The following is a 16,679-nucleotide window of genomic DNA, read 5'->3' on the forward strand; positions in this document are numbered from 1 at the left end:
TCAGTGCAGTGCCCCCGGCAGGATTCGAACCTGCGACACCCGCTTTAGGAGAGCGGTGCTCTATCCCCTGAGCTACGGAGGCGTGGGCGCCGGCCCCGAAGTCGGGGCGTGACGCGGACCTCGGTCATCGTAGCGGGCCGTGGCAGGATCGCCGCATGCCGCACGCACACCGGGACCACCCTCACACCCCTGCGCCGAGCACCGCCGCGATCGTGGTCGCGGGCGGCGCCGCGCGTCGGCTCGCCGGCCGCGACAAGACCCGCCTGCCCGTCGGTGGCGTGCCCACCCTCGAGCGGGTGCTGCGCAGCGCGCCGGTGCAGCGACGGATCGTCGTCGGCCCCGAGGGGGAGGACGGCGCCGGCATCGCCGAGCGCCACGGAGCACGGTTCGTGCGGGAGGAGCCCGAGCTCGCCGGCCCCGCCGCGGCCCTCGCGCGCGGCGTCGCGGAGCTCGGGGATCTCGGCGACACGGCGCGGGTGCTCGTGCTCGGCGGGGACATGCCGCTGCTGCGCACGGAGACGCTCCACGCCCTGCTGGATCGGGCGGCGCTGGGCCGGGTCGCGGCGCTCGCCCGGGAGGACGGCACCGCCCAGTTCCTCACCGCCGCCTGGCCGCTCGCCCTGCTGCGCCAGGCGCTCGCCGCCGTCGAGCGGCCCGGCACCGGCTGGCAGGACCTCGCCCTGCGCGCGGTGTACGCCCAGCTCGCGCCCGAGCAGCTCGAGCTGGTCCCCGCGACGGGCGCCGAGGCCGCGGACCTCGACACCCCGGAGGACGTCGCCGCCGCGGAGCGCGCCGCCGGGCCCCGCATCGCCCTCGCCCAAATCGAGGTCTCCGAGGACGTCGACGCGAACCTCGAGACCGTGCGCCGTGCCGCCGAGCGCGCCGCGGGGGAGGGGGCGCGGGTGCTCGTGCTGCCCGAGGCGACGCTCACCCCCTTCGGCACGGACCTCCGCGCGGCCGCCGAGGCCCACCACGAGCGCTTCGCCGCCCTCCTCGAGGCGCTCGGCGAGCAGCACGGGCTGACGATCATCGCCGGCTCCTTCTCCCCGGCGGACGGCACCCGTGTGCACAACACCCTCCTGGTGCGCGGGGGCGGCGTCAGCGCGGAGTACCGCAAGATCCACCTCTACGACGCCTACGGGTCGCGGGAGTCGGAGACCGTCGCGCCGGGGGAGGAGCTCGTCGTGATCGAGGTCGACGGCGTGCGCATCGGCCTCGCGACCTGCTACGACGTGCGCTTCCCGGCGCAGTTCCAGGCGCTCGCCAGACGCGGCGCCCAGGCGATCGTGCTGCCGCTCGCCTGGGGGGACGGGCCAGGGAAGAGCGATCAGCTGCAGGTGCTGCTGCGCGCCCGCGCTCTCGACGCGACCTGCGTGCTGCTCGCCGCGGACCAGGCCCCGCCGGCGGCGTGCGCGGGCCGGGCTCCGCGCGGGATCGGCGAGAGCGCCGTCATCGGTCCGCTCGGGCAGGTCCGCTCGCGCCTGGGCCGTGAGGAGGGCATGCTCCTCGCCGAGATTGACCTCGAGGAGATCGCGCAGGCGCGTCGAGCGCTTCCCGTGCTCGAGCACGGCGCGGGCGACTCCGCCCTGTGAGGCCGCGCGGGCCCCGCTGTGAGGCCCGCGACACCCCGCCGAGGTCCTGGACCCCGGGTGGGTAGAGGCCGGACGTAGCCTGCCGGGTATGACCACTCCTGTGCACCTCGCGCGCCCGCACGCGGCGTCGCCGCTCCTGCTCCGGCTCGCCCCGCTCGCGGCGCTCGTCGCCGCGGCGCTCCTGCTGCTGCTCACCGCGGCGCCGGCCTCCGCGCACGACTCGCTCGTCTCCTCCGATCCCGAGGACGGCGCGACCCTCGAGACCTCGCCCGAGCAGGTCACGCTGGACTACTCGGCGGACGTCCTCGACGTGAGCCCCGTCGTGCGGATCACGGGGGAGGGCGGCGAGGTGGTCGCCGAGCTCGATCCGGAGGTCGACGGGTCCACCGTCACCGCGGCGCTCGACGAGCCGCTCGCCGCGGGCGACTACGAGGTGCGCTGGCGCGTGGTCTCCTCCGACGGCCACCCCATCGAGGGAACCCAGTCCTTCACGGTCGAGCAGGGTGCCGCCGGCGCGCCGTCCGACGCCGGCGGGCGGACCTCCGCCCCGGCGAGCGACGCGACGAGCGCTCCCGCGGAGACCACCGCTCCCGCCGCGCAGACCGAGGACTCCGAGGGCGGGGCCCCCGTGGTCCTGATCGTCGTCATCGTCGTGGCCGTGCTCGCCGTCGCCGGCGGGGCCGTCGCCGCGCTGCGCCGGAAGAGGTGACCCCGGCCCCGCGGCGCAGGGAGCGAGCGAGCTCAGCGCCGCGGTGCGGGACGAGAGATCCGTGGCGCGGGCCCGCACATGACGGAACCCCCGGCACCCTTGGGTGCCGGGGGTTCCTGCGGTCACGCGCGCCGCGAGGGCGCGGGACTCACTTGTTCTCGTCGCCGCCGAGGCCGAGGTGATCGCGAGCGGCGTCGCCCGCCTGATCGACCCCGCCGTCGACCTGATCCGGAGTGCTTTCCTTGATCTGATCGCTGGCACCGTCGATGCCCTGCTCGACCTGCTCGGAGTTCTCTCCGGCGACGTCCTTGGCCTTGTTCAGCGCGTCATCGAAACCCATGGTGAGACATCCTTTCGTCGCTGTACTCGCCCCAGCCGGGGCGACAGAACCCAACGTAGGCCCGTCCCTCCTGTGACACAAACGTGATCAGAAAAATGACGCTGGAGTGACCGAATCTGAGCGGGCGGGCACGTGGGATGGGCGGTCCGCGCAATACTGACTGCGTGAATGCGAGCAGTCCCGACTCCCCGGCCGTCGCCGGCACCCCCAGTGCCGCTGCGCCCGACTCCCCCCACCCCGCCTCCGGGATGCACAAGTCCGCCCGCTGGGACCACGTGCTCTCCCTCCTCGCCCAGGAGCGGCGGCTCAGCGTCTCCGAGGTCGCCGCGGATCTCGGGATCAGCGAGTCCACGGTGCGCCGCGACTTCGTCGAGATGGAGCGCGCGCAGCTCGCGCGGCGCACCCACGGCGGGATCGTCGCCGTGGACGTCGCCTACTCCCTCGCCGCCTCTCCGCGCTCCACCGACCAGGACGGCGCCGATCGCGAGCGCGTCGCCGCGGCCGCCGCGACGCTCGTGACGCCCGGCCAGATCATCGGAGTGAACGGCGGCCGCTCCACCACGTCGACCGCGCGGCGGATCGTCGCCCGCCCCGACCTCGACTCCAAGGACGGCGTCCCCGGGCTCACCGTCGTCTGCGCCGCGCTGAACATCGCGCTCGAGACCGTGCTGCGGCCCTCGGTGCGCACGGTCGTCCTCGGCGGCGTCGCGGAGCCCTACTCCTTCGAGCTCACCGGCCCGCTCGCGACCGCGACGATGCGGGACCTGTGGCTGGACATGATGTTCGTGGGGACCGTCGGCCTCGACGTCCATGCGGGTCTCACCTGCAACTCCGACGCCGAGGCCGGGGTCACCCGGACGATGATCGGGCACGCGAGGAGGGTCGTCGGCCTCGCGACGGCGGACAAGGTCGGTCACCGTGCGCTCGCCGGGATCTGCCCCGTCTCCGCCCTCACCGACCTCGTCATCGCGGGCCCCGTCCCTGAGGAGCTCCGGGCGCACCTCCAGGAGACCTCGGTGCGCCTGCACGAGGTGTGAGCCCGCCCGCGTCCGGGCGTCCGCGCGCGGCACGCCTGCACGTGCGGGAGCCCTGCTCCCGGTAGCGTGAGCGACCATGTGGAGTTTCCTGCGCGGGAAGAAGCGTTCCGAGGTCACGGCATCCCCGGCGGAGGGTGATCAGGCCCTGTCCGCCCTCGCCGATCGCGCCCGCGGTCGGCAGCAGGACGGGCAGCAGGAGCAGTCGGCGGGGGACCGCCCGGCGTCCTCACGCCCCGGTGGTCCCGTGAGCCCCGGCAGCCCCTCCGCCGCGCCCGCTCCGCGATCCGCGCAGGACGGCGTGGGCATCGTCGTGCAGCACCGCCTGGACGCCGCCGGCAGCGTCGGCGCCGGCATCGCCCCGGAGCAGAGCGAGGACGACCAGCTCACCGCGCCGCGCGAGCACCGCCCGCTCAGCCGTGAGGACCTCGTCGCGGACGCCCTGGACCGCTGGACCCACCGGATCACCGGCGGGCGCACCGCCCCGTCCTTCCTCACGCAGATGCGCGCCGGGGCGACCGTCCTGGACCTCTCGCACTCCCATCCCTCGGGCCTCGCGCAGCTCCTCGCGGGCCGCGGGCCCACGCGCCTCTCCTCCCTCGTGCGCGAGGTGGGCGCGCTGGCCGACGCCCGCGCCCACGCCCGCTCGATCCGCGAGATCGCCGAGCGCCACGCGGAGGAGGTGGGCCTGACCACCTGCCATCTCGGCATCGGCGAGGCCACCTGGAACCCGGAGGACGGCTCCGCGCCGATCCACGCGCCCGTCCTCGTGCGCCCCCTGACCCTGCGCCTGCGCGGCAACGCCCGCGAGGACGTCGAGCTCGAGATCGACGCGACCGCGGATCTGAACCCCGTGCTGCTGCGCGCCCTGCGGGACGCGGGCGTCGCGATCGACGCCCGCTCGCTGCTCGCGACCACCGACTCCACCCACGGCTTCGACCCCACTCCGGTGCTCGACGCGTTCCGGGCGCTCGGCCACCCGCTGCCCGGCTTCCGGATCAGCCACGCCCTCGTGGTCGGCAACCTCATGGACGCCGCCGGCTCCGTCGCCACCGACCTGAGTACCGACCCCGCCGACTGGACCTCCTCCGACCTCGTCGCGGCCCTCGCCGGGGACGCCGAGGCCGCCCGCACCCTGCGCGAGGCGCGCGACGCAGAGGTCCCCGCCCTCGACGAGCGCGAGCTCGTCGCCGCCGTGGACCTCGACCACCAGCGCGTCGTCGAGCGGGTCCTCGCCGGCCAGGACCTCGCCGTCGCGGCCGGCCCGGGCGCCGGCACCCTGGACCTCGTCGTCGACCTCGTCGAGGAGCTCGGCGCGCGCGGCAAGAGCGTGCTCGTCGTCTCCCAGCGCCGTCGCAACCTCGCCCAGCTCGTCGAGATCGCCCGCCGCCGCGGGATCGACGAGCTCGTCTTCGACCTCTCCCCGGACCCGTCCCTGCAGCGCAACGCCTCCGCCGCGCTGCTGCGCAGCCTGCGCCGCGCCGGCAGCCACGTGCTCGGTCCCGAGGACGCGGACACCGAGGAGCTCGAGCGCACCCGCGAGATCCTCACCGGCCACGTCGAGGCGATGCACCGGGTGCAGGAGCCCTGGCAGGCCTCCGCGCACGACGCGATCTCCGCCCTCGCCGCGCTCACCCGCCGTCGCCCCGCGCCGCGCACCGTCGTGCGCCTGCGGGCGGACGTCGCCCAGCAGATGATCGGCGCGGACCGCGAGCGCTACGCGGACGCCCTGCGCGAGGCCTCCGAGGTGGGACTGCTCAGCACCGGCCCCGAGGAGACCGCCTGGTACGGCGCCCCCATCAGCACCGACACCCAGGCGCAGCGGGCCGCCGAGCTCGTGGACCTCCTGCGCGGGGAGCTCCTCCCCGCGCTGCAAAAGGCCTCCGTGGACACGGGCGTCGAGATCGGTCTCGAGCCCGCGGACTCCGCCGCCGCGCTCGTCGAGCGGATCGCCCTGCTCGACCGCGTCGCCGAGCTCCTCGACACCTTCCAGGGCGCCGTCTTCGGCGCCGAGCTCGCGGACCTCGTCGCGGCCACGGGGGACAAGTCCTGGCGCGCCGAGCACGGCGTGACCATGGGCTGGGGCGTCCGACGCCGGCTGCGCCGCGAGGCCGCCGCCCTCCAGCGCCCCGCGACCCTCTCCCCGGACCTGCACGGCGAGCTCCAGAAGGCGCGCCGCGTGCGCGAGGACTGGCGCCGCGCCGCGGCCGGGAGCGGCTCCACGCCCACCGTGCCCTCCGGCCTCGAGGACGTCCGCACGCTCACCGCCCGCACCCAGAAGGTGCTCGACGAGCTCGGCGTGCTGCTCGCCGGCATGCCCGCCGGTGCGTCCCTGCAGACCACGTCCTTCACCGTCCTCGGGGAGCGCATGGACGCGCTCGACGCGGACCGCGCGGACCTCGTGCCGCTGCCGCGCCGCACCGAGCTGCTGCGCCGCCTCGAGTTCGACGGCCTGGGCGAGCTCGTCGAGGACCTCCGCCGGCGTCGCGTGCCCGCCGCCCAGGTGGGCGCCGAGCTCGAGCTCGCGTGGTGGCGCAGCGTCCTCGAGCTGATCGCGGGCGCCGAGCCCACGATCTCCGAGTACGACGGCACCTCCCTCTCCCAGGTCGCCGAGCGCTTCCGCCGGCTCGACGCGGAGCACCTCGCCGGCGCCGGCGCGCGCGTGCACGCCGCGGCGGACGAGGTGCGCGTCGAGACCATGAAGTCCTACCCGGACACCTCCCGGGCGGCGATCGCCGAGCTCGCCCGCGCCTCGACCGTCTCCGTGCGCGACCTCGCCGCGAAGTACGAGGACATCCTCTTCCGCGCCCGACCGGCCTGGCTCGCCTCGCCCTACCTGGTCCCGCAGGTCATCCCGCGCGGCCGCCACTTCGACGTGGTCATCGTCGCGGACGGCGGGCGCCTGCCCACCGCGGCGGCGCTCCCCTCGATCGTGCGCGGCACCCGCACCGTGGTCGTCGGCGACCCGCTCGAGTACGGCGGCGACTCCGAGCCGAGCCTGCTCGACGACATGCTCCGCATCGCCCCGCACGTCGAGCTCGCCCGGGACCCGCAGCCGGCCCGCGAGGGACTGCGCGCCTTCGCCCGCCGCCGCGCGCTCGGCGCGGGCACCGTCGCCGTGCCGAGCCCGATCCCGCCGGAGGACGACCGCCTGGTGCGCGTCGAGAACGGCCGCGGCCCCGTCACCGAGTCCATGGAGTACGTGGAGTCCACCGAGGCGGAGCTGCGCAAGGTCACCGACCTCGTCATCGAGCACGCCCGCTCCCGCTCCGAGCGCTCCCTCGCGGTGCTCACCTTCACGCCCGAGCACGCGCGCCGGCTCATGGAGCGGATCATGAGCACCGTCTCCGTGGTCCCCGCGCTGCGCTCCTACTTCGACCCGGGCGCGACGGAGTACTTCACCGTGCTGCCCGCCGCGCAGGCCAGCAGCATCGTCCGCGACGACGTCATCGTCTCGGTGGGCTTCGGCAAGACCCCGCACGGCCGCCTGCTGCACCGCTTCGGGCCGCTCTCCGAGGCGGGCGGCCGCAAGGCCCTCGCCACGGTGATCACCCGGGCCCGCGGCCGCACCACCGTCGTCTCCGCGATCGACGTCGAGGATCTCGATCCGGCGCGGCTGCGCACCGAGGGCGCCGAGGACCTGCGCGCGATGCTGTGGGTGCTGCGCGGCGGCCAGGACGTGCCGGTCGTCCCGCACGTCTCCGCTCTCGCCGGGAGCACGGAGCCCGTGCCGGCGCCCCTCGCGCCGAGCCCCGCACCGGCGCCCACGGAGGAGCCCCGCAAACCCGCCGCCCCGTCGGACGACGCCGAGGTCCCGGCCGCGGACCTGTCCGAGGAGGACATGGACGCCGCGATCGAGGCGGCTCTCGCGCGGAAGTCCTCCGCGGACGAGGCCGCCGAGGCCGTCGTCGAGGACGGCGCCGACGAGCCCGTCGAGGAGACCGCCCCGGCGGCGGAGGACGCCCCCGAGGGCGCGCAGGCCGAGGCCGCCGAGGCCGACGCCGTCGATCCCTCCGGCGATCCTGCCGACGCGGAGCCCGCAGATCCCGCCGACCCCGCCGACCCGGCCGACGAGCCCGTCGCGGAGCCGGCCGACGAGCCCGCGGCCGCGCCCACCGCGCCGCGCGAGCTCGAGACCGACGCCCTCGTGCGCGACCTCGCCGACCGCCTCTGGCGGATGGGCCTGCAGGTCGAGCGCGAGTTCGGCCCCACCCCGGACCGGATCGAGCTGGCCCTCGGGCACCCCGACCTCCCCGGCCGGCTGCTGCTCGCGGTGGACACCGACGGCGCCCGGTACGTCGAGACCGCGAGCCAGCGCGAGCGCGACCGCCTGCGGGCCGAGCGCCTCGAGGCCGCGGGCTGGGCGACCGAGCGGGTCTGGTCCTGGGCGCTGTTCATCGATCCCGACGGCGAAGCCGAGCGGATCCGCCGTGCCACCGAGCGCGCGCTGCGCATCGTGCAGGCCGAGGAGAGCACCGACTCCCCGACGGGCGTGGGTACCATCCGCCACCGCCTGCCGCGCCCGCAGATCCCCGCCGGCCACCCCCTGAGCTTCTACTCGAGCGAGGACTTCGACGAGGTCGTGGAGTACATCTGCTCCGACGGCCGCGCCCGCCTCGAGGAGCACCTCGCGACCGAGGTGCGCAGCTTCCTCGGCTTCGAGAGCCGCTCGGTGCTGCTGGACGTCTCCGTCTCGAGCGCGATCCGCCGCTACCAGGAGCGCCAGTGAGCGGCCGCGTCGTCATCTCCTCGCTGACGGGCCGCCCGATCCCCTGGGAGGACCCGGAGGACCACGCCGGTCCCGCCGGGGCCGCGGCGCGCGGCGAGGAGCCCAAGGTGCTCCCGGACCGCGTCCGCGAGGACGCCCCCGAGCCCGGCGCCGACGAGTCCAACGACTCCCGCCTCGCCCGGGACCGGCCCCCGCACTGGGGGACCGGCGCCTGAGCGGGTCGTTACGCTGGTCGGCATGACTTCCAGCGCAACCACCGTCCCCGCCCCCTCGACCGCCCGCGTCGCCGTGATCGGCGCCGGGAACATGGGCGGCCCCGTCGTGCGCACCTTCCTCGCCGCCGGCGCCCGCGGGGAGAACGTCCACGTCGCGAACTCCACCCCCGGGAGCAGCGAGCGCGCCGCTGGCGAGCTCGGCGTCACCGCCGCCGCGAGCCGCTCCGAGGCGCTCGCCGGTGCGGACCTCGTCGTGCTCGGCGTGAAGCCCTACCAGGTGATCGACCTGCTCGGCGAGATCGCCGACGAGCTGCCCGTGCAGGCCGTCGTGCTGTCCCTCGCCGCCGGCGTGACCCTCGAGGCGATGGAGGGCGCGCTGCCCGCCGGCCGCCCCGTCGTCCGCTCCATGCCCTCCACGCCGATCGCCGTGGGCGAGGGCGCCGTCGGCCTCATGCGCGGAACGAGCGTCACCGACGAGCAGTACGGCCTCGTCGAGGAGCTCTTCTCCCGCGCCGGTGTGGCCGTGACGATCACCGAGGACCAGGTGCACGCCTTCATCGGCGCCGCCGGCTCGCTCGTCGCCGTCGTCTACGCGCTGCTCGAGTCGATGACCGACGAGGCCGTGCGCCAGGGCCTCAAGCGCGACCTCGCCGCGCAGCTCGTCCAGCAGACCGTCCGCGGGGCCGCGACCGTGCTCACGGAGACCGGCGTCCACGCGGCCGTCGCGAAGAACGCCGTCACGAGCCCCGGCGGCACCACCGCCGAGGCCCTCGCCGAGTTCGAGCGGCAGGGCGTGCGCGGGTCGATCGCGAGCGCCATGCAGGCCGCCGCGGACCGCTCCCGCGCCATGACCGGGAACTGATCCCGCCTCCCTGCAAAATCGAGACCCGGCCCCGTCGCCCCGCTCCTCCTCGAGCCGGGGCGGCGGGGCCGATCGGTGCTACTTCGCCTGGTGCGTGAAGCGGTCGATCTTCGTCGTCTCGCCCGCGACGATCACCACGTCGTGCGCCTCGACGACCGTGTCAGGGCTCGCGTACCGGAACTCCTTGCCGGGGGACTTCACACCCACCACGGTCACGCCGTAGGTGCGGCGGATGTCCGCCTCGGTGAGGGAGAGGCCGTGGATCGAGCGCGGCGGCCGCATCTTCACGATCGCGAAGTCGTCGTCGAACTCGATGAAGTCCATGAGCCGGCCGTTGACCAGGTGGGCGACGCGGCTGCCCGCATCCGCCTCCGGGAACACCACGTGATGGGCGCCGATGCGGCGCAGGATCTTCCCGTGCGCGGTGGAGATCGCCTTCGCCCAGATCACGGGGCCGCCCAGGTCCACGAGGTTCGCCGTGATGAGCACGCTCGACTCGATCGAGGAGCCCACCCCCACCACGGCGACCTTGAAGTCGCTCGCGCCGACCTCCGCGAGGGCCTCCGCCTGCGTGGCGTCGGCCTGCACCACATGGGTGAGCTGAGCGGCATGCGCCTGGACGAGGTCCGCGTCGGTGTCCATGGCGAGCACGCGGGTGCCCAGCCGCTCGAGGGTGAGGGCGAGCGCGGCGCCGAAGCGGCCCAGGCCGATCACCAGCACGCCGCTGGCTTCCGCACGGGATCGGGGCACGGGATTCCTCCTGGGGGATGGATGGATCGGGGCGGACTATCGGGAGGCTGCCCGTCAGCCGACGATAGGACGTTCGGAGGGGAAGCGCACCATCCGGGTGCGCGAGCGCAGCGCGAGCGCCGCACCGAGGGTCACGGGACCCACACGGCCGATGTACATGCACGCGGCGAGCACGAGCTTCGCCCCCGTGGAGAGCTCGTCGGTGATCCCGTAGCTGAGGCCCACGGTGCCGAAGGCGGAGAGCACCTCGAACAGCGACTGGTCCAGCGTGAACGAGGTCAGCCGCAGCAGCGCGAAGGTGCCCGCGAGGACGACCGCGGAACCCATGACGAGCACGCCGATCGCCTGGCGGATCGTCTCCTGCGGGATGCGGCGCTGGAACACCTCGACGTCCTTGTTGCCGCGCATCTCCGCCCAGATCGACAGCACGAGCAGCGCGAAGGTCGTCACCCGGATGCCGCCCGCGGTCGAGCCGGAGCCGCCGCCGATGAACATGAGCACGTCCGTGAGCAGGCGCGACTCCCCGGTCAGGTGGCCCACGTCGAGGATCGCGAAGCCGCCCGAGCGCGGCATGATCGCCGTGAACCCCGACGCCAGCAGCTTCTCGCCGATCCCGAGCGGCCCGAGCGTCATCTCGTTGGACCACTCCATGACGAGGTAGCCGAGCCAGGCGACGGCGAGCAGCAGTCCCGAGGTGGCGAGGGTCAGCTTCACGTGCACGGACCAGCGGCGCGGGCGGCGCCACTTCTTCACGACCACGAGGATCACGGGGAAGCCGAGGGAGCCCACGAGCACCGCGAGGCCGATCGGCACGAGGAACAGCGGATCGCTCGCGTACTGGGTGACGCCCTCCGCCTCCGGCACGAAGCCCGCGTTGTTGAAGGCGCTGATCGCGTAGAACATGCCGAGGAACACCGAGCGCCAGAACGGGTGGTCGGTGATGATCATGTAGGGCGTCAGCGCGATGAAGGTGAGCACCTCGAAGCTCGTCGAGGTGATGACGATCGTGCGCAGCACCCCGCCCACCTCGGCGATGGACTCCGAGCGGGTCTCCGTCGCCGTGCCGATCCGCTGCGCGAGGCCGATGCTGCGGGCCACGGAGAGCGTGAGCAGCGAGGCGAGGGTCAGCATGCCCATGCCGCCCAGCTTCACGGCGACCATGATCACGGTGAGCCCGCCGTCGGACCAGTGCGCACCCGTGTCCACGGTGGACAGGCCCGTCACGCAGATCGCGGAGATCGCGGTGAACAGGGCGTCGACGAAGGGGGTCGTGGTGCCGTCGGCCGTCGCGAAGGGCATCATCAGCAGCACGGTGACGATCGCGATGAGGCCCGTGAAGGCGCCGAGCGCGAGCCGGGCGGGGGTGGGCTTCGTGAGGCCGCGCAGGGTGGCGCGCCAGCCGCTGTGCAGCGGGGTCGGGGCGAGCGTCCCGGGCGGGGCCTTCACGGCACGGGAACGGCCTCGTCCCATGTCACGCCCCTTCCCTGTGCACTGTCCCGTGCGCCCCGGCGGCGCCCGACGCGGGGGAGTCTACGTCGAGCAGTGCGCTGACCTCGGTAGGCTTCGAGGCATGCATGACGGAGCGATGGCGACCGGGGTGGTGTGGGACGACGCGCTGCGCGACTACGACTTCGGCCCGTACCACCCGATGTCCCCGATCCGGCTCGAGCTGACCCGCACCCTCGCCGCGGCGACCGGGCTGCTGGACCGTCCCGGGGTGGTCACCCTGCCCGCTCCCGTCGCGACCGACGAGCAGCTGCTGCGCGTCCACGAACCGGAGTACCTCGCGGCCGTGCGCCGCGCCTCGGAGCCCGGCGCCGAGTGGGAGGACCTGCTGCGCTTCGGGATCGGCGGTGACGACGTCCCGTCCTTCCCCGGCATGCACACCGCCTCCGCACGGATCGCGGGCGGGGCGATCGCCGCGGTCGACGCGATCCTCGACGGTCAGGTGCGCCGCGCCGTGCACGTCGCCGGCGGGATGCACCACGCGAAGCCCGGCGCCGCCTCCGGCTTCTGCGTCTACAACGACGCCGCGCTCGCCGTGCTCCATGCGCTGGACCGCGGGGCCCGTCGCGTGCTCTACGTCGACGTCGACGTCCACCACGGGGACGGTGTGGAGCGCGCGCTGTGGGACGAGCCCGCCGCGATCACCCTGTCGATCCACGAGACGGGGGAGCGGCTGTTCCCCGGCACCGGGTTCGTGCAGGACACGGGCGGTGCGGGCGCCCTCGGCTCCGCGATCAACGTGCCGCTGCCGCCCCGCACCGACGCCGACGGCTGGGTGCGCGCGATCCGCGCGGTCGTCCCGGCGCTCGCCCGCGCGATCGGCCCGGACCTCCTCGTCACCCAGCATGGCGCGGACACCCACCGCTCGGATCCGCTCGCGGATCTCGGCGTGACGCTCGAGGCGCAGAGGGAGGTCATGCTGCTGCTGCGGGAGATGGCCGACGAGGTCTGCGAGGGCCGCTGGCTCTCCCTCGGCGGCGGCGGCTACGCCGTGATCGACGTCGTGCCCCGCTCCTGGGCGCACCTCGTGGCTGTCGCGACCGGCGAGGCGATCCCGGCGGAGGCCCCGCTGCCCGCCGAGTTCCTCGAGGCCGCCGCTCGCGCCCGCGAGGAGAGCGGCCTCTCCCCGGAGCCCGGCATCCTCACCTTCGGCGACGGCCGCCCGCTCGCGGTGCGCGACTGGGCGGGTGGCTACGACCCCGAGGACGACCTCGACCGGGCGGTCCAGGCGGCCCGCCGCGGCGCCTTCCCCGAGTGGGGCCTGGACCCCTTCCTCGACTGATCGCCCCGCCCGCCCCGGACCGGGACGGGCGGCCTGCCACAATGGCGCCGAACCGCACGCCGAGGGGGAGACATGACCACCACGCCCGCCGCCGTGCTCGGCACGTTCGCCGAGCACCTGCGCACCCTCGAGCTGCCGCTGCCCGTGGAGGGCGCGGAGGACGCCCGCCGTGAGGTCGCCGCGGCGCTCACCCAGCTCGACGACCACGTCATCCCACGCGTGGAGTCCCTCGACGCGCCGCTGCTGGTCGTCGTCGGCGGGTCGACGGGCGCCGGGAAGTCGACGCTCGTGAACTCCGTCGTGGGGGAGGCGGTGAGCCGCTCGGGCGCGATCCGCCCGACGACCCGTCGGCCGGTCCTGCTCCATCACCCGGCCGACGAGCCCTGGTTCACCGGCACCCGGATCCTGCCCGGCCTCGCGCGCGTGACCGGCAGCGGCGGCGGCACCACGGCGGAGGCGGAGGACGCCTCGGTCGCGGCGACGTCCCTCGAGCTGCGCTCCCTGCCCGCGATCCCGCAGGGCCTCGCCCTGCTCGACGCCCCGGACATCGACTCGGTCGCCGCGGGCAACCGCGAGCTGGCCCGGCAGCTTCTGCGCGCCGCGGACCTCTGGCTCTTCGTCACGACCGCGAACCGCTACGCGGACGCCGTGCCGTGGGAGGTGCTGCGCACCGCCGCCGAGCGCGACGTGACCGTCGACGTCGTCATGAACCGGGTGCCGGAGGCGCCGGGCGTCGCCGAGGAGCTCGCCGGGGACCTCCGCGCCATGCTCGAGCGGCAGGGCATCGACGCGGACCACCTGCTGCTCGTCCCCGAGACCCGGCTCGACGCGGAGGGCATGGTCCCCGAGGAGGTCATCGCCCCGCTGCGCGAGCGCCTCGTCTCCCTCGCGGAGGACGCCGAGACCCGCGGCCGCATCGCCCGGCGCACCCTCGCGGGCGCCGTCGGCGGGCTCGCCGCCTCCGCCCGGGAGATCGCCGCCCACGCCGCCGCCCAGCACGAGGAGGCGGAGCGGCTCGAGGGCGAGGTCGACGCGGCCTTCGCGGCGAGCCGCGAGCGCATCGACGAGGCCGTCGGCGACGGCTCGCTGCTGCGCGGCGAGGTGCTCTCCCGTTGGCAGGACGTCGTCGGCACGGGGGAGTTCCTGCGCGGCGTGGAGAGCCTCGTGGGCCGGCTGCGGGACCGCATCGGCATGGCGCTCACCGGCCGCACCGCCCCCGCCGTGAAGGCCGAGCAGGCGCTCGGCGCGAGCCTCGTCCACGTGCTCATCGACGAGACGGCGCGCGGCGCGGAGCGGGCGGACACCGCCTGGCGCCGCAGCCCCGCCGGCCGCTCCCTCGCCGAGGGCCACGACCTCTCCCGCCTGCCCGACGGCTTCGGAGAGGAGGCCGCCGCCTCGATCCGCGCCTGGCAGGGGGACGTGCTGGACCTCGTGCGCACCGAGGGCGCGGACCGCCGCACGAAGGCGCGCGTGCTGTCCCTCGGCGTCAACGTGCTCGGCGTCGCGCTCATGGTGATCGTCTTCGTCTCCACCGCCTTCATCCCGACCGGCCTCGAGGTGGGCGTCGGGGCGGGCGCGGCGGTCGTGGGGCAGAAGCTGCTCGAGTCGATCTTCGGCGACGAGGCCGTGCGGCGCATGGCGACCGTGGCCCGGGAGCGGCTCACCGCCCGCCTGGACGCGCTCGTGAACAGCCGCACCGCCCCGTTCCGCGAACGGCTGGACACCCTCGGCGACCTCCGCGGGGGAGAGCTGCTGGGCGGGGACGCCGACGCCCTCGAGCAGCTCGCCGCCTCGATCCGGGAGCAGGCATGAGCCCCCGCGTCGGGCGCCGCGGCAGCCGCGCCGGCGTGGGCCTCGCCGAGCGCATCGAGGCCCTGGACCGGGCCGCCGCGGTCATCGCCCCCGTCGCCCCCGAGTCGGAGGGGAAGGCCGTCGCCGCGGTGCTCGAGCGGATCGACCGCCGGCGCGCGCTCTCCGCCGAGCACACGATCATCGGCGTCTTCGGGGCGACCGGCTCCGGGAAGTCCTCCCTCGTCAACGCCGTCGTGGGGCGTGAGGTGACGCGGGCCGCCGTGCGCCGCCCCACGACGGGCCACCCGGTCGCCGCGGTCGTCGGCGAGACGGGCGCCGATCCGCTGCTGGACTGGCTGGGCGTCGAGGACCGCCACCTGCTGGACGGCACCGGGGCCGCGCTCGAGCAGGCGGCGCTCGCCGTGCCCAGCTCGCGCCGCGCCCGCCGCGAGGACCCGGGCGCCCCGGGGATCGTGCTGCTGGACCTCCCGGACATGGACTCCGTCGAGGCGGCGAACCGCGCGATCGTCGAGCACATGACCGGCATGGTGGACGTGCTCGTCTGGGTCACCGACCCCCAGAAGTACGCCGACGCCGTGCTCCACCAGGAGTTCGTGCGCCCCCTCGCGGGGCACGACGCGGTGACCGTGCTCGTGCTGAACCAGATCGACCGCATCCGCGAGGACGAGCGCCGTCCCGTGCTCGCCTCCCTCGAGGGGATCGCCCGCGCGGACGGCCTCACCTCCGCCCCGGTGCTCGCGACCTCGGCGACGACCGGGGACGGGGTCGAGGAGCTGCGTGAGCGGCTCGTGCAGGTCGCCCGTTCCCGCGGGGCGATCGCCGAGCGGCAGCGGGCCGACGTCACCGCCGCCGCGACCCGTCTGCGCACGGCCGCGGACCCCGCCGGCATGGCGGCGCAGAGCTCCGCGGGGGAGCGTGCCGCGCTCACCGCCGACCTCGCCGTCGCGGCCCGCGTCGAGCCGGTCGCGACGGCCGTGGGTGCCTCCTACCGCCACCGTGCGGCGGGGAAGGTGGGCTGGCCGCCGCTGCGCTGGATGCGCCGCTTCCGCCCGGACCCGCTGCGCCGCCTGGGGATCGGCCAGGAGAGGGACGCGAACCGTCTCGAGCGCACCTCCCTGCCCGAGCCCGATGCCGCGACCCGGGCCCGCGCCTCCGGCGGGGTGCGCCGCTTCGCGGACTCCGCGAGCGCGGGCGGCAGCGACCCCTGGCGCTCGGCCGTGCGCCGCGCGGCCCGCTCGCGCGAGGAGGAGCTCCCGGACGCCCTCGACCAGGCGGTCGCGGAGGCGGATCTGCGGGCCCGCTCGGGCTCGTGGTGGTGGCCCGTGCTCGACGTGCTGCAGTGGCTCGCCGTCCTCACCTGGGTGGTGGGTCTCGGCTGGCTGGCCGTGAACGCGGGCCTCGCCTTCCTCGGCATGCCCCCGCTGCCGGTCCCGATGCTCGAGGACCTCCCCGTCCCCGTCCCGCTGCCCACCGCGCTGATCGTGCTGGGCGTGGCCGTGGGGGTGCTGCTCGCCGTGCTCGGCACGGCGATCGCGGCGGCCGTGGGCGCCTGGCACCGTCGCCGGGCGCGGCGGATCCTCACCGACCGGGTCGAGGACGTGGGCTCCGGGCTCGTCGTCGCGGAGGTCGACGCGGAGCTCGAGCGGGCCCGCGCGGCCGATGCGGACCTCGCCCTCGCAGCCGGCACGGCCCGTTGAGTCCGATCTCGCATCGGCGGCCGTGGCCGCCCGGGTGATCCGCGTGTAAAATGGGTGGTCGACCGTGGCGCCGGACCCGCGCGCACCCGGTGCATGAGCACCGGCGTGGTGCATCCGCGGGCCGCGCATCCCCGATCCGTCGATCCGCACG

At 75.4% G+C, this 16,679-nt stretch carries 12 protein-coding genes and 1 tRNA gene; 9 read left to right on the forward strand and 4 right to left on the reverse strand.

All coding sequences use genetic code 11. The features are described from left to right. Positions 1-9: 9 nt before the first annotated feature. A tRNA-Arg gene (locus ABD080_RS08695) sits at positions 10-82 on the reverse strand. Positions 83-155: 73 nt separating this feature from the next. On the opposite strand from ABD080_RS08695, the gene ABD080_RS08700 reads away from it, so the two are divergent. Together ABD080_RS08700 and ABD080_RS08705 are read left to right on the forward strand one after the other, a co-directional pair. Beyond that, the gene (locus tag ABD080_RS08700; protein ID WP_343904416.1) at positions 156-1,592 is read left to right on the forward strand and encodes a nitrilase-related carbon-nitrogen hydrolase; all 1,437 of its coding nucleotides are present in this window, start codon (positions 156-158) and stop codon (positions 1,590-1,592) included. Between the two features lie 88 nt (positions 1,593-1,680). After that, on the forward strand, positions 1,681-2,301 hold the full coding sequence (locus ABD080_RS08705) for a copper resistance CopC family protein (protein WP_343904417.1): 621 nt from the start codon (positions 1,681-1,683) through the stop codon (positions 2,299-2,301). Positions 2,302-2,449: 148 nt separating this feature from the next. Here ABD080_RS08705 and ABD080_RS08710 read toward each other — a convergent pair whose 3' ends face one another. Beyond that, positions 2,450-2,641, reverse strand: a complete 192-nt coding sequence (locus ABD080_RS08710; RefSeq protein WP_343904418.1) for an antitoxin — start codon at positions 2,639-2,641, stop codon at positions 2,450-2,452. 164 nt (positions 2,642-2,805) lie between these two features. Between ABD080_RS08710 and ABD080_RS08715 the strand changes: the two genes are divergently transcribed. From ABD080_RS08715 to proC, 4 genes are all read left to right on the forward strand, one after another. Next, positions 2,806-3,678 (forward strand): DeoR/GlpR family DNA-binding transcription regulator, encoded by an 873-nt coding sequence (locus tag ABD080_RS08715; protein ID WP_343904419.1) that lies wholly within the window; start codon positions 2,806-2,808, stop codon positions 3,676-3,678. Positions 3,679-3,754: 76 nt separating this feature from the next. Then, the gene (locus tag ABD080_RS08720) at positions 3,755-8,404 is read left to right on the forward strand and encodes a hypothetical protein (RefSeq protein ID WP_343904420.1); all 4,650 of its coding nucleotides are present in this window, start codon (positions 3,755-3,757) and stop codon (positions 8,402-8,404) included. Further along, the gene (locus ABD080_RS08725; protein ID WP_259362281.1) at positions 8,401-8,619 is read left to right on the forward strand and encodes a hypothetical protein; all 219 of its coding nucleotides are present in this window, start codon (positions 8,401-8,403) and stop codon (positions 8,617-8,619) included. Before ABD080_RS08720 ends, ABD080_RS08725 begins: the two co-directional genes overlap by 4 nt. Before the next feature lie 22 nt (positions 8,620-8,641). Further along, a complete protein-coding gene (proC, locus tag ABD080_RS08730) occupies positions 8,642-9,481 on the forward strand; it encodes a pyrroline-5-carboxylate reductase (RefSeq protein WP_137770077.1) in 840 nt (279 codons plus the stop codon). A gap of 78 nt (positions 9,482-9,559) precedes the next feature. Here the strand turns inward: proC and ABD080_RS08735 are convergent, their stop codons facing one another. Then, a complete protein-coding gene (locus ABD080_RS08735; RefSeq protein WP_137770078.1) occupies positions 9,560-10,231 on the reverse strand; it encodes a potassium channel family protein in 672 nt (223 codons plus the stop codon). Positions 10,232-10,285: 54 nt separating this feature from the next. Beyond that, positions 10,286-11,701, reverse strand: a complete 1,416-nt coding sequence (locus tag ABD080_RS08740) for a TrkH family potassium uptake protein (RefSeq protein WP_137770079.1) — start codon at positions 11,699-11,701, stop codon at positions 10,286-10,288. 100 nt (positions 11,702-11,801) lie between these two features. On the opposite strand from ABD080_RS08740, the gene ABD080_RS08745 reads away from it, so the two are divergent. From ABD080_RS08745 to ABD080_RS08755, 3 genes are all read left to right on the forward strand, one after another. Beyond that, positions 11,802-13,019: an acetoin utilization protein AcuC gene (locus ABD080_RS08745; RefSeq protein ID WP_343904421.1), complete on the forward strand. Its 1,218-nt coding sequence runs from the start codon at positions 11,802-11,804 to the stop codon at positions 13,017-13,019. A 72-nt stretch (positions 13,020-13,091) separates the two neighbouring features. Further along, on the forward strand, positions 13,092-14,831 hold the full coding sequence (locus tag ABD080_RS08750) for a dynamin family protein (RefSeq protein ID WP_343904422.1): 1,740 nt from the start codon (positions 13,092-13,094) through the stop codon (positions 14,829-14,831). Then, positions 14,828-16,528 (forward strand): dynamin family protein, encoded by a 1,701-nt coding sequence (locus ABD080_RS08755; protein ID WP_343904423.1) that lies wholly within the window; start codon positions 14,828-14,830, stop codon positions 16,526-16,528. Before ABD080_RS08750 ends, ABD080_RS08755 begins: the two co-directional genes overlap by 4 nt. The last annotated feature ends 151 nt before the right edge of the window (positions 16,529-16,679 follow it).

Source organism: Brachybacterium rhamnosum (assembly GCF_039526185.1).
In the GTDB taxonomy this organism is placed as follows: Bacteria; Actinomycetota; Actinomycetes; order Actinomycetales; family Dermabacteraceae; genus Brachybacterium; species Brachybacterium rhamnosum.

What these genes read in the sequence shown, in the direction of transcription:
- ABD080_RS08710 (WP_343904418.1), bottom strand. Translation starts at nt 2,641, where the DNA reads ATGGGTTTCGATGACGCGCTGAACAAGGCCAAGGACGTCGCCGGAGAG.
- ABD080_RS08750 (WP_343904422.1), top strand. Translation starts at nt 13,092, where the DNA reads ATGACCACCACGCCCGCCGCCGTGCTCGGCACGTTCGCCGAGCACCTG.
- ABD080_RS08705 (WP_343904417.1), top strand. Translation starts at nt 1,681, where the DNA reads ATGACCACTCCTGTGCACCTCGCGCGCCCGCACGCGGCGTCGCCGCTC.
- ABD080_RS08755 (WP_343904423.1), top strand. Translation starts at nt 14,828, where the DNA reads ATGAGCCCCCGCGTCGGGCGCCGCGGCAGCCGCGCCGGCGTGGGCCTC.
- proC (WP_137770077.1), top strand. Translation starts at nt 8,642, where the DNA reads ATGACTTCCAGCGCAACCACCGTCCCCGCCCCCTCGACCGCCCGCGTC.
- ABD080_RS08720 (WP_343904420.1), top strand. Translation starts at nt 3,755, where the DNA reads ATGTGGAGTTTCCTGCGCGGGAAGAAGCGTTCCGAGGTCACGGCATCC.
- ABD080_RS08745 (WP_343904421.1), top strand. Translation starts at nt 11,802, where the DNA reads ATGCATGACGGAGCGATGGCGACCGGGGTGGTGTGGGACGACGCGCTG.
- ABD080_RS08740 (WP_137770079.1), bottom strand. Translation starts at nt 11,701, where the DNA reads ATGGGACGAGGCCGTTCCCGTGCCGTGAAGGCCCCGCCCGGGACGCTC.
- ABD080_RS08700 (WP_343904416.1), top strand. Translation starts at nt 156, where the DNA reads ATGCCGCACGCACACCGGGACCACCCTCACACCCCTGCGCCGAGCACC.